The 12195-nt window shown below is 41.8% G+C and carries 15 protein-coding genes; 8 read left to right on the top strand and 7 right to left on the bottom strand.

Annotated features, from left to right (window positions below):
* Positions 1–24 precede the first annotated feature (24 nt).
* Both MHI20_RS16550 and MHI20_RS16545 read left to right on the top strand, forming a co-directional pair.
* Positions 25–1323: a citrate:proton symporter gene (locus MHI20_RS16550; protein WP_024719341.1), complete on the top strand. Its 1299-nt coding sequence runs from the start codon at positions 25–27 to the stop codon at positions 1321–1323.
* 181 nt (positions 1324–1504) lie between these two features.
* Positions 1505–3145, top strand: a complete 1641-nt coding sequence (locus tag MHI20_RS16545; protein WP_259254961.1) for a M14 family metallopeptidase — start codon at positions 1505–1507, stop codon at positions 3143–3145.
* A gap of 63 nt (positions 3146–3208) precedes the next feature.
* Here the strand turns inward: MHI20_RS16545 and MHI20_RS16540 are convergent, their stop codons facing one another.
* On the bottom strand, positions 3209–3694 hold the full coding sequence (locus tag MHI20_RS16540) for a phenolic acid decarboxylase (RefSeq protein ID WP_340939920.1): 486 nt from the start codon (positions 3692–3694) through the stop codon (positions 3209–3211).
* Between the two features lie 113 nt (positions 3695–3807).
* On the opposite strand from MHI20_RS16540, the gene MHI20_RS16535 reads away from it, so the two are divergent.
* From MHI20_RS16535 to MHI20_RS16525, 3 genes are all read left to right on the top strand, one after another.
* Positions 3808–4365: a PadR family transcriptional regulator gene (locus MHI20_RS16535; RefSeq protein WP_138278226.1), complete on the top strand. Its 558-nt coding sequence runs from the start codon at positions 3808–3810 to the stop codon at positions 4363–4365.
* Between the two features lie 104 nt (positions 4366–4469).
* Positions 4470–5576 (top strand): nitric oxide synthase oxygenase, encoded by a 1107-nt coding sequence (locus MHI20_RS16530; protein ID WP_138278228.1) that lies wholly within the window; start codon positions 4470–4472, stop codon positions 5574–5576.
* Between the two features lie 100 nt (positions 5577–5676).
* Positions 5677–6102, top strand: coding sequence for a hypothetical protein (locus MHI20_RS16525; RefSeq protein WP_138278230.1), 426 nt, complete (start codon positions 5677–5679; stop codon positions 6100–6102).
* A 14-nt stretch (positions 6103–6116) separates the two neighbouring features.
* On the opposite strand, the gene MHI20_RS16520 is transcribed toward MHI20_RS16525, so the two are convergent.
* Entirely contained in the window at positions 6117–6389 is a 273-nt protein-coding gene (locus MHI20_RS16520) for an acylphosphatase (RefSeq protein ID WP_138278232.1), read from the bottom strand.
* Between the two features lie 122 nt (positions 6390–6511).
* Between MHI20_RS16520 and MHI20_RS16515 the strand changes: the two genes are divergently transcribed.
* The gene (locus tag MHI20_RS16515) at positions 6512–7162 is read left to right on the top strand and encodes an MOSC domain-containing protein (RefSeq protein WP_039168074.1); all 651 of its coding nucleotides are present in this window, start codon (positions 6512–6514) and stop codon (positions 7160–7162) included.
* A gap of 41 nt (positions 7163–7203) precedes the next feature.
* Here the strand turns inward: MHI20_RS16515 and MHI20_RS16510 are convergent, their stop codons facing one another.
* The 3 genes from MHI20_RS16510 to map form a co-directional block, all read right to left on the bottom strand.
* Entirely contained in the window at positions 7204–7341 is a 138-nt protein-coding gene (locus MHI20_RS16510; RefSeq protein ID WP_008341771.1) for a YflJ family protein, read from the bottom strand.
* Positions 7342–7475: 134 nt separating this feature from the next.
* On the bottom strand, positions 7476–7637 hold the full coding sequence (locus MHI20_RS16505; RefSeq protein ID WP_008341770.1) for a hypothetical protein: 162 nt from the start codon (positions 7635–7637) through the stop codon (positions 7476–7478).
* 123 nt (positions 7638–7760) lie between these two features.
* Positions 7761–8510, bottom strand: a complete 750-nt coding sequence (gene map, locus MHI20_RS16500; protein ID WP_008341769.1) for a type I methionyl aminopeptidase — start codon at positions 8508–8510, stop codon at positions 7761–7763.
* Positions 8511–8700: 190 nt separating this feature from the next.
* Between map and nagE the strand changes: the two genes are divergently transcribed.
* Complete coding sequence (gene nagE / locus MHI20_RS16495) at positions 8701–10065, top strand: N-acetylglucosamine-specific PTS transporter subunit IIBC (protein ID WP_041506612.1); 1365 nt, start codon at positions 8701–8703, stop codon at positions 10063–10065.
* Between the two features lie 18 nt (positions 10066–10083).
* On the opposite strand, the gene MHI20_RS16490 is transcribed toward nagE, so the two are convergent.
* Positions 10084–10842 (bottom strand): DUF817 domain-containing protein, encoded by a 759-nt coding sequence (locus MHI20_RS16490; RefSeq protein ID WP_041506611.1) that lies wholly within the window; start codon positions 10840–10842, stop codon positions 10084–10086.
* A 194-nt stretch (positions 10843–11036) separates the two neighbouring features.
* On the opposite strand from MHI20_RS16490, the gene MHI20_RS16485 reads away from it, so the two are divergent.
* Positions 11037–11540 (top strand): DoxX family protein, encoded by a 504-nt coding sequence (locus MHI20_RS16485; RefSeq protein WP_017366814.1) that lies wholly within the window; start codon positions 11037–11039, stop codon positions 11538–11540.
* 42 nt (positions 11541–11582) lie between these two features.
* Here MHI20_RS16485 and MHI20_RS16480 read toward each other — a convergent pair whose 3' ends face one another.
* On the bottom strand, positions 11583–12170 hold the full coding sequence (locus MHI20_RS16480; protein ID WP_041506610.1) for a YjgB family protein: 588 nt from the start codon (positions 12168–12170) through the stop codon (positions 11583–11585).
* Positions 12171–12195 lie beyond the last annotated feature (25 nt).

Here is a 12195-nt window from a genome sequence, read left to right as displayed (position 1 = left end):
TATACAACATAAGGGGTGAACAAAATGTTAGCGATCTTAGGATTTCTTATGATGGTTGTATTTATGGTTTTAATTATGACGAAACGTATGTCTGTTCTAACGGCATTGGTATTAACACCGATTGCATTTGCTCTTATTGCAGGTTTTCATTTTACAGAAATTTCAGACATGATTGTCAAAGGTGTACAGCAAGTTGCACCAACGGCGGTCATGATCATGTTTGCCATTTTGTACTTCGGGATTATGATTGATGCAGGTTTATTTGATCCGATGGTGGCAAAAATTTTAAACATCGTCAAAGGCGATCCATTAAAAATTGTTGTCGGAACAGCTGTCCTGACGATGCTTGTCGCACTTGACGGTGATGGAACCACAACGTACATGATTACAACAACAGCCATGCTTCCGTTATTTACATTGCTTGGCATTCGTCCGATTATTTTAGCGGGTATCGCCGGAGTCGGCATGGGGATTATGAATACGATTCCATGGGGAGGGGCAACACCTAGAGCGGCAAGTGCACTTGGCGTTGATCCATCACTTTTATTTGGCCCGATGATTCCAGTCATTGGCGCAGGGGTTTTGAGCATGATTGTGGTGGCATACTTTCTTGGGAAGTCTGAAAGAAAACGTCTTGGTGTTATTGAGCTCGAACAGCCGATTCATGCCAATGAAATGGCAGCGGCACTGCAAGATGATATTAAGCGACCGAAACTTTGGTGGTTTAACCTGACACTGACTTTGCTATTGGTTCTTTTGCTAGTGTCAGGAAAAGTAAGCTTAACGGTTCTGTTTGTTCTTGCCTTCTGTGTTGCCATTATCGTGAACTATCCGAATTTAGAGCAGCAGCGTGAGCGGATTGCGGCTCATTCAACAAATGTTTTGGCGATTGCTTCGATGATTTTTGCGGCAGGTGTTTTTACAGGCATCTTAACTGGGACGAAAATGGTTGATGAAATGGCGATTTCGATTGTTTCAGCTATTCCAGAGCAGCTTGGCGGGTTTATTCCAGTCATTGTCGCGCTAACAAGCGGGATCTTCACTTTCTTTATGCCGAATGATGCATACTTTTATGGGGTACTGCCGATCCTATCAGAAACAGCGGCAGCATACGGTGTCGATAAAATTGAGATTGCGAGAGCATCTATCATAGGTCAGCCGATTCACATGTTAAGCCCACTTGTTCCATCGACTCATTTACTTGTTGGACTCGTTGGGGTATCACTAGATCAGCATCAGAAATTTGGCATGAAATGGGCGGTTCTTGCAGTCGTCGCCATGACAGTGATGGCGGTTCTCATTGGAGCCATTTCGATCTGGTAATGAGAAGAGTGTCTGCTGTTCATGCAGGCGCTCTTTTTTAGGACCTATTGCAGGGCAAGCTCCATTCATTTGCCCTATATAAAGCCATACATGATTCCTCCAAAAGATATATTTTTGAAAAATGCTGACACTTTTGCTGTTTTTTTCTTTATAATGCAAATCAACGAAGGGAGAGGATAGCATGTCCAAACAGAAAAGTACCATTCTTTTTGCTGCTGTATGCCTCATGGCAGGAAGTTTGTCGATGGTGACCCCAGCTTCAGCGAATGCAGAGACCCCTTATTATGGAAAAAGTTATGAGCAGCCAGCCTCGGTTCAAAAACTGTATCCTGAGCCTGACGAAACGTTTGATACCCCTGCTTTTCAGAAAAAAGGAAAAGCATTTACCACACAAGAAGAGCTTCAAGATTTTTTACGTGACATTGTCAGTAAAAGTCCTTACGCCACGCAGAAACAGATTGGAACATCCATTGAAGGCAGGTCCATTCCAGCCCTCTATTTTACAAAGGATCGTCACATCTCTCCACTGTCAAAAAAGCCAACGATCTGGCTTCAAGCACAAATACATGGAAATGAACCAGCCTCCGGTGAATCTGCCCTTGTCATCGCCAAACGACTAGCAGGTGATGAAGGAGAGCGCATACTGAGCCATGTCAACGTCATCATTGTCCCAAGAATCAACCCAGATGGTTCTTATGCATTTGACCGCAGGCTTGCAAACGGAATGGATGGCAACCGTGACCACATGACACTAGAATCTCCAGAGCTGACAGCCCTTCATCAAGAATTTAATCGCTATGCGCCAGAGGTCGTCATTGATGCCCATGAATATGATGTCGGTCAAAAGCAGTTTGAAGATATCGGTGCATCAGGTGCTCTCAAGTATCACGATTTGCTGATATTATCCGGTAAGAATTTGAACATTCCTGAAAGCATTCGTTTCACGTCAAATGAATTGTACGTCAACGGAGTACGTGAAACATTGACGAATAAAGGATTTTCCAACGATTTATATTATACAAACACAAGAGGGAAGGACGGAAAGATCGACCTTTATGAAGGCGGAACCGATGCACGAATTGGCCGAAATGCCCTGGCGCTTTCACCAGCTTTATCATTTCTTGTAGAAAGTAGGGGGATTGGAATTGGTAGAGAGGACTTTACTCGGCGTGTGGCAGCACAAGTCACCACTCATGAAAAAATCATTGAGACAACGGTGAAGCATGCTAAGCAGGTGAAGCAGCAAATGGTGACGGAGCGGCTGAAACTTGTGAAAAAAGGTCTTCAATCAAACGATGATGATCAAGTAGTCATTCAAGATGCTTTCAAGGCGCCTGTGAACGATTCACTTGAAATGGTGGATATTGAGAAAGGACAAACCACCAATGTCCCAGTGCGTTTTCATAGTGCAAGTGATGCGGTTCCTGTATTGACAAGAGAACGGCCAACAGCTTATCTCATTCTCCCTGGACATGAAGGGGTAGATCGAAAACTTAGAACTTTAGGACTGAAAAGTGTGACTTTGCCAGTTGGCATGAAAGTGCCAGTTCAAGCCTATCAGGTGACAAAACGAGTGGAAACAAGCAAAACAGATATTCAGCTTGAAACGAGACTCGTTGAAAAGAAACGTCAACTGCCAAAAGGAACAAAGGTATATGTGACTGCACAGCCAGAGACCAATTTGTTGTCACTTGCTCTTGAACCAGAATCAAAAGACAGCTATATGTCATCAGGTTTTATTGCATCGAAAGTAGGCGATGAACTACCAGTTTACCGATTCTTGTTATCTCAAAAGACGTTAGGTATAAATAAAAAGGACTAAAATCAAGTTCATTTTAGCCCTTTGTCAACCATCCTAGAAGCGGCACAGTGCGTGCCGCTTTTTCTATTTTCGTCCAGCTCTGATCTCATCGGTCATGCCTTCATACGGTGCTTCTGCGATAATCGTTTCATCGTTTACCCCAGCATGGTGGATGTACGTAATGTCTGCGAATTCTGGTACGACATACTTCGGATAGGTTTCATATTTTTCACGGGATTCTTTCATGAGGTCGATATAGTCATTTTGATAGCAAACGGTGATATCTGGACGTTCATGCACCCATTTTGGGAAGAAAATGACGCCATGCATGCGTTTTTCCTCAGGCATAAAGTTTAAAGACACGTCTGTCCCAGTCGGTTCCGTCCAGGAAACTTTGTATACCCCTTTTGTCAGTTTCACAATATTCACTTCTTGATCACGAACCCAGCGGCCTCCAACCATTCCGCTATGAATGCGGTAATCAATGGTGTGATCATTTTTAATGTAAATCTCATATTCCCAGCCATTTTCATACGTATAAATCATATGAAGTCCAAAGAATTGATCCATGTTTATTCCTTCTTTCAATTAAAATGATGTTGTTTCAAACATGTCATGATTTACATGTTTATTTTAGGGTGTATGGTATACTATTGTCAAAGAATATGCGTTGGAGGCATGTCATGAGAGTACTGAAATATGCCATTCTTGGCTTACTAGATCAGCGTGAGCTGACGGGATACGATATGAAGAAACACTTTGAAGATTCCCTTGGACAGTTTTGGAGTGCGAAGCATAGTCAAATATACCCTGAATTAAAGCGGCTAACAGAAGAGGGTTTTATTGAATTTGATATTCACATACAAGGAAAGAAGCTAGAGAAGAAGGTTTATCAAATCACTGATGCAGGAAAAAGAGAACTGCATGAGTGGTTAAGGAAAAAAGGCCCGATTCCAGACACAACAAAAGATGAATTTATGTTAAAAACGTTCTTTATCTCATCTATGGATCAAAAAGAAGCGGCCGGTCTCTTCTCACATCAGCTGCAGGAGCGAACAAAGAAAGTAGAGATGCTTGAACAGAAACTGAACGTTTTAACAGAAGAAGATCCATCTGCCCAATCACCGCATTCAACACAATTCGGGCATTATTTAGTGCTGACAAGAGCAATTGAAAGGGAAAAAGGGTATGTTCGCTGGCTCCAAAAGACCCTTGAAGTCATTGATTCATCCATTGTCTAAGGACAATCGTCGCACGATATGATAAAAAATGGTTTGAAACAAGTGAATTTATCATTAGAAACCGCTACAATGGATATATTCGTATTAAAGTGAGGCGAGTATGTTTGAGTAACCAAGAAGCGTTGTGGAATGAAGCAGAAGCTTTTATTTCTGTATGCTATGAAGAATTAGGCAAGTCAAATGAAGAAAAAGCAGCACGTCTGCATGAAATAAAAAAAGAAATTGAGTCTGACGGTATGTATACTCATACGCAGGAAGAATTAGCTCACGGGGCAAAAATGGCATGGCGCAACAGCAACCGGTGCATTGGGCGCTTGTTTTGGTCAACACTGCATGTGCATGACTGCCGGCACGTGACAACAGAAGATGAGGTGAAAGAGGCACTCTTTCATCATATTGAGTATGCGACAAATGGGGGTAAAATCAAACCGTCCATTACCATCTTCCCACCAGAGAATAAGGGACGGAAGGAAGTCGTTATTTATAATCATCAGCTCGTTCGTTATGCGGGATATGAGTCGGAATATGGCATCATTGGGGACGAGGCATCACTTGAATTAACCAAGTTGTGTGAAGCGCATGGCTGGAAAGGCGAAGGCACGCATTTTGACCTTCTGCCTCTTATGTTTCAGCTAAAAGATCAGCCGCCGGTTTTGTATGATCTTCCGAGAGAGATCGTTCAAGAGGTAGAGATCACCCATCCTGAATATGATGGATTCGGTGATTTAGGACTGAAATGGTATGCTGTTCCGATTATTGCTGATATGAAATTAGAAATTGGCGGCATTCATTACAATGCGGCACCGTTTAATGGATGGTATATGGGAACAGAAATTGGCGCACGAAATCTAGCTGACGAAAACCGCTACAATATGCTGAAAAAAGTTGCTTCTATTTTAGGACTGGACACGACAAAGAATGCGTCACTTTGGAAGGACAAAGCCATTGTCGAGTTGAATGTCGCGGTTCTGCACTCTTATCGCGAGGCAGGGGTGACCATTGTGGATCATCATACAGCTGCCCATCAGTTCAAACAATTTGAAAAACAGGAAGAAAAGGCTGAACGTAAGCTGACTGGTGATTGGACATGGCTGATTCCGCCAGTATCACCAGCTGCTACGCATATCTTCCATCGTCACTATGATAATACGATCGTGAAACCGAATTATTTTTATCAGGAAAAACCCTACCACGGGACGGAAAGAGCCTAGCGAAAAGCTAGGTTTTTTTGTATGAAATGAGTCTTTTGAATGTTGTTTGATTTGGAAAATGATGGTTTAATGGCGGTGAAATCAAAAAGGGGGAATAGAGATGAAAAAAATGACGTTGCTCATATTTTTGGCTGTATTCAGTTTCAACGGATTTCTACCACTAGGTGATGAAAGAGCTAAAGCAACTACTGGAGCAATGGTTCAGAATGACATCGATTTAAAGGTGACAACCGATCATTCAACTTATACTTCGCTTCATCCTCAGGTCAACGTCAACATGACCGCAACAACAAATGAAACACTTTATTATACAGCTGCTATTCGAAAACTTACTTTCCCAGTGACACCAGTCTTTACACACGAAGGGTCTATCTCTGGACAAAACGCTTTCGCGGCACCTACTCGTTTATTACTTCCTAACAGTGGATCAGCCAACTATGATGTTCATGTGAGTCTCTACAAAGATGCTTCACGTACAACCTTGATTGGTTATTATGTTGCAAACCCATTTACTGTTGTGAAATAAAGGACACATATCAACTATCCTCTAATCCGAAAGTCTTGATAATGGGCGAACTCGGTGAGCGGCTCCATGTCCAAATGTGTGACTTTTGAAAAAGGACTACCTTTACGGACGGTCTCTAAAAAGTCAAAAATCTCCTGCTGCTCTCCTTCTACTTTTAACTCCACGTGACCCTCATCTGTGTTGCGTACCCAGCCTTTTATCCCTCGATTGACGGCTTCTCCTTGAACAAAATATCGAAAACCGACTCCTTGCACTCGTCCTTTTACAATAGCGTGATAATGAACCAATGTCATCTCTCCTTTTTTCTCATCGTAACATAACCTGCCTCGTTCCTTCACGTACCGACTATGATTTGACTGTCAAACCATGTAAAATAAAAGCAATCAGACAATCAAAGGAGATGGCGAGAGTGGGGCAGACAAGGTACGACATCGAAGGAATTCAAGTAGGACAACCTATCACCACCTATGTGAATGGTAAAGAAATCAAAACAGCCATCAACAAAAAGCGTATTCACGAGCCTGTTTATTTGAGTAAGCTCAATTTTGATGGAGATGGCCAGGGTGATTTGGTCCATCACGGAGGTGATGATAAAGCCATTTGCGTCTTTCCATATGATCACTATTCTTATTTTGAGCAATTTTTAGGAGTGTCGTTACAGGAGGCAGCTTTCGGTGAGAACGTGACCGTGCATCAGCTTGTAGAGACAGAAGTCCGTATTGGAGATGTATTTCAATTTGGGGAAGCGATTGTTGAGGTCAGTCAGCCAAGACAGCCGTGTGTGAAGCTCTCTCTTAAGCATGGAAACATGAAGCTTGTGAAGGAAGTGCAGCAAACGGGATATACCGGTTTTTATTTGCGTGTGCTGAAAGAAGGAATGGTCTCTCCTGATGACGCTCTTGTGTTAGTCGAAAAAGCGCCCCATCCCATCACAGTCCACGAAGTCAATGAAGTCAAATACCGTCAAGTAGATCAAAACAGGCTGAAAGCAGTTCTTGAAGTAGATGCCTTAGCAGATGTGGTCAGGAAGTCTTTAGAAAAACGTGTTCAGCCCATATAAAAAAGCCGTACATCTGATATGGATGTACGGCTTTTCAACATTTAAGAGCTCGTTTTCTTTTGCTCAAGAAGATTTGCAAGGAAATAAGTTTTAAAGCTTTGAAGCTTTCTTCCTTCATGCTTGGTCACACCAAGCTTCTTTAATTCTTCGACATACCAGCCTTTGCTACCATAATGCATGATAGAAAACTCCTTTCAATGGAAACTGCCTGCATTGTAACATCTCAAAAAAGGACGTGAAAAGTGTGCAGGTGTTTAGAAATGAAAACTGATTCTATCTGCCTATGATCCATGTATATGCTGGAAATAATTATTTATGAATTTGGCGGGTTGAGGGTAACAATGATCATGCCGACTGTCATAATCATGATGACAATACCGAGGTAGGTCATCATGGATTGTTTTTTCTTAATACCTACAACCGTTAAAATAATACTTTCAATAAAGAAGATAACACCGATGATGATGAACCACATATCAAATAAGACCCCTTTCGCATATCTTTGCCTATTTTACCACAGGCATTTTTGTTTAGTCGTGACAGATTCGTGAAACGGGCATGAAAAAATCCCCTCCAGTGAAGGAAGGGACCCGCTTGCTTACAGCTTTGTTAAAATAATCGGTTCGTCTTTTGTGATCACAATCGTATGTTCAATCTGTGCGACCAGGCTCTTATCAGGTGTTTTAAATGTCCAGCCGTCATCCGCTTGATAAATCGACTCAGCATTTGTTGAAATGAAAGGTTCAAAGGCGATGACTGTCCCATTCTTAAACAAAGCATTATCGAATGGATCATAATAGTTCAAAATATGGTTAGGTGCTTCATGCAGGCTTTTCCCAATGCCGTGTCCTGTCAAGTTCTTAATGACGGTAAATCCTTGTTCTTTCGCTGTATTGTAGACCGCACGGCCAATTTGATTTTGTCTTTTACCGGCTTTCGCGTGCTTTAATCCTTCAAGGAATGCATCCTCTGCACACTGGCATAATGCTTCAAGACGAGCATCTCCTGTACCTAAAACGAATGAAATCCCAGTATCGGAATAATATCCATCAAGCTCTGCTGAGATATCAATATTAATGAGGTCGCCCTCTTGTAAAATGGTTTTTTCACTTGGAATGCCATGTGCGACTTCATCATTGACACTGATGCAAGTCGTACCGGGGAAATCATATTCTTTTTCAGGAGCTGAATTGGCTCCATGCTCTTCTAATATTTTTTTCCCAATCAAATCTAATTCTTTTGTAGACATGCCTGGTTTCGCTTGGCTTTTCATTTCTTCTCTTGCCAAAGCGACAATTCGGCCGACTTTTTTTAAGGCTTCTAACTCATGATCATGTTTGACAATCACTGTTCATTCCCGCTTTCTATAACTTCATTCTATTCAATAGCTTACCACATTTTACGCCAAAAGAGTAAAGGCTGAGATTCGGGTGAGATGTGGACAAATTGGTATAGATAACTAGATGTGCATATGATATATTTTTTATGAACATCATGAGAGATTTGTTCATGATGATGACGAAGGGGGGAGAAATAAGATGGTGTTTCAGTTTTTTCAAAAGTTAGGAAAATCATTTATGCTTCCAATCGCTGTGCTTCCTGCAGCAGGTATCATTTTGGCTATTGGGCGGGAGGATGTATTTAATATCCCGTTTATTCATGCGGCGGGAAATGCAATTTTTGCGAATTTGGCTTTAATTTTTGCTATGGGTGTAGCGATCGGTATTTCAAAGGATGGTAACGGGGCAGCGGCATTATCAGGGGCAATCTCTTATTTTATTTTGTCAGCTGGTACCACGTCGATCAATTCGACCAACAATATGGGGGTATTGGGTGGTATTTTGTGCGGACTTTTGGCAGGTTACGTTTACAATAAATTTAAGGACACGAAACTGCCGGAATACCTAGGTTTCTTTAGTGGAAGACGGCTTGTGCCAATTATGACAGCACTTTTTACCATTCTATTAGCAGCCGTTTTTGGATATGTATGGCCTCCAATTCAAAGTGTGATCAATGATTTGGGAGAGTGGATTTTAAGTCTTGGAGCAACGGGTGCCGGGCTGTTTGGCTTCTTTAACCGCTTGCTCATTCCATTAGGACTTCACCATGTGTTGAATAATCTATTTTGGTTTCAATTCGGTGAATTCAGCGGAGCGACAGGTGATTTAGCGCGGTTCTTCAAAGGAGATCCAAGTGCAGGTGTCTTTATGACTGGTTTCTTCCCAGTGATGATGTTCGGGCTGCCGGCGGCATGTCTCGCGATGGTTGTGACCGCAAAGCCTGAAAAACGAAAAGCAACAGCCGGTCTTATGATTGGAATGGCACTGACGTCATTTATTACAGGAATCACAGAACCAATTGAATTCTCATTTATGTTTTTATCTCCACTTTTATATGGTGTTCATGCGATATTAACTGGTCTTTCGCTCTTTATTGTCAACACCTTAGGCATTCATAGCGGTTTCGCTTTTTCAGCGGGTGCGATTGATTACGTTTTAAGTTTTGGAATTGCGCAAAAGCCCATTCTGTTACTTGTAGTTGGGGTCATCTATGGCGTGATTTACTTTGTTGTTTTCTATTTCCTGATTAAATTGTTAAAGCTAAAAACACCAGGCAGGGAAGATGATGACATCGAAGATATCCCAGGGGATGATACACATACTGCCGGAGCAAGTATGCTCGTAGAGGGACTAGGCGGCAAAGACAATATCACCACAATTGACCATTGTGCGACCCGTCTTCGTTTAACAGTAGAAGATACCAATTTATTAAATGAAGGTACATTGAAAAAAGCAGGTGCCAAAGGGGTACTGACGTCAGGAAAAACTTCCGTACAAATCATCATTGGAACAAATGTCGAATTTGTCGCCGATGATCTTCGTAAGGAAGTCGCTCAGGACTAAAAAAAGCGTTCAGCCAGATCAAATGGGCTGAACGTTTTTTTGTTTTCGCTGTTCGATCACCAGTACAATGCTGATGACAACAAGTAAAAACCATGAACTGATTTTACCAAGATGGACGAGAGACCAAGCATGCTGCTGATTTGGATATTGCCATGCTCCTAAAAAGGTCGTGACATTTTCGGCCACCCAAATAAAAAAGCCAATCAGCAAAAACGAGATAACAAGCGGCATACGAAAGGTCGATGAACCGACCTGAAAGGACACGGTTGTTTTTCGAAACACAACCACTAGGAGTAATGTCAGCCACCAGCGTAGATCATAAATCCAGTGATGAGTAAAGAAATTGAGATAAATACATAAACTGATCCCCACTGAAAGAAACGGGTGAGGCCACGCATTTACCTTCACGCGAAGGCGAGTCAGTGCCTGATAAATATAGCTTGCCACGCTCGCATACATAAAACCGCTGTAGAGCGGAACCCCAAAAATTTTCGTATAAGCCTCTTCAGGATAGGACCAAGAACCCATATGTACTTTGTAGATTTCTAAGCCTATTCCAATCACATGAAAGAGACAAATGACCCTCAGTTCTATCAGTGTCTCAAGCCGCAGCATCAGCATGAGGAGCTGTGCGATAAGGCAAAGCAGAAGAATAACATCATATCGAGGAAGAAAAGGAATAGACACGATCTTTGATAGGGCAAGCGCTGTAAAGATCATGACGGGGAATAGACATGAAATAGCCTGTAAATAAGCAAAATGAAATAATGTTTTCATACAAAATGTAACCCCTTTTTACTGTCTGAAATAACTTAGACGGAAATAGCAAGGGAAAAGTTTACCTCGACTAGATATTCATGAACAATTTGTGAATATATATGTGAAAAGGATCACAAATGATATTTACATAGTATAATAAGATCATAAAGAAAATGTGAAATATTTCACATAATTTAAAAGGAGGCATCATCATGTTTACAAAATTCTTACAAACGAATGTATGGGCAGCGGTTATCCTTTTGGCAGCAAGACTTTATATCGGATGGACTTGGCTGACATCTGGTATTGGAAAACTAACAGGTGGATTCGATGCATCAGGATATTTGCAATTTGCCATAGCTGAACCTGTTGTGAAAGATGGACATCTTGTTTATCCGTTCTATGTCTGGTTTTTAGAAAATGTCGCGTTGCCAAATGCCGGACTTTTCAGTGTCATGGTCATGTGGGGAGAAATCTTAGTTGGTCTAGGATTAATTGTTGGATTGTTCACAACAACGGCAGCCTTTTTTGGAAGCGTGATGAATGTCTCTTTCTTACTAGCTGGAACCGTCTCTGTTAACCCGCTTCTTCTTCTGATCGCCGTCTTTATCATAGCAGCGAAAGGAAATGCCGGAAAATTTGGTCTTGATTATGTAGCAGGTCCAGTCCTTAAGCGAAAACTGAAAAGAAAGCCACATTTAGAAGTGGCATCATAATAAAGAAAAGCATCCTGAGCAAAAATTCAGGATGCTTTTTATTTAGGAACCGGCTTTGATGAGGTTAATATGCACCACAGTCAGCTCGTGCTGACTGATATCTGGATCATGTCCGACGATAAATTCGAGCTCATAATCACCGGTCTGATAAACGTATTTCTTCTCTTTTGTTTGCGGGATGGTGCTGACTGAATCTGCTGAACCAAGCTGTTTCTTTAATAGGGAAGGAGTCATTCCTCCGATATTCGTTTCTTTTTCTACATTTGTTCCAAAATAACGGATTTCGTTAATCTTGCCTTTTTTGTCATAGTGAAAAGCAAATCCTGGGTTCCCCATCTCAGCATGATACAAATCAAAGCCGCTTTGACCGGTTTCTGGATAAGGCTGTCCTAGTTTATGCCGAACGTCTTTTTTTGTTTGAACCCCTATTTTGAGTCCTTCTGCATAGTATGGCATTTGTCCTTGATGTGCTAGCAGATAAATGCTGTTTAGCGCTGCTTTCGGCCCTTGAGGAATGGACTGTTCTGTCTCCGTTTTGGTCATGGTGTGCGCTGAAATCGCCGGGCTAAAACCGAATAAGGTGGAAGAAGCGAGTGAAGCGGTCACGACAAAAGCTGCTGTTTTTTTCATGATTAATCAATCCCTCCTTCTTCAA

Source organism: Bacillus sp. FSL K6-1106 (genome assembly GCF_038005245.1).
GTDB lineage: Bacteria > Bacillota > Bacilli > Bacillales > Bacillaceae > Bacillus > Bacillus altitudinis.
Note: the sequence above shows the minus strand (reverse complement) of the source record. Positions and strands in the feature narration are given on the sequence as shown.